Genomic DNA, 255 nt, shown 5'->3' with positions numbered 1-255 from the left:
CCTTCCTTCAGCCTGGAAAACGTCGCCCAGACCCTGCTGGGGGAGGGCAAGTCGATCGACAACCCCTACCAGCGCATGGACGAGATCAACCGCCGCTTCGCCGAAGACAAACCGGCTCTGGCGCACTACAACCTGAAGGACTGCGAACTGGTCACGCGCATTTTCGCCCATACCCGGCTGCTCGACTTCCTGCTTGAGCGTGCGTCGGTGACGGGGCTGGCCGTGGACCGCAGCGGTGGGTCGGTAGCTGCGTTC

At 63.9% G+C, this 255-nt stretch carries 1 pseudogene; it reads left to right on the top strand.

Going from position 1 to position 255, the window contains the following annotated elements:
* A pseudogene (locus SB816_RS33350) lies at window positions 1–255 on the top strand (DNA polymerase II); the annotation flags it as partial.

It is taken from the genome of Achromobacter sp. SIMBA_011, from assembly GCF_046535435.1.
Classification (GTDB): Bacteria; Pseudomonadota; Gammaproteobacteria; order Burkholderiales; family Burkholderiaceae_B; genus Achromobacter; species Achromobacter dolens.
This window is presented reverse-complemented; position numbering and strand designations above follow the sequence as displayed.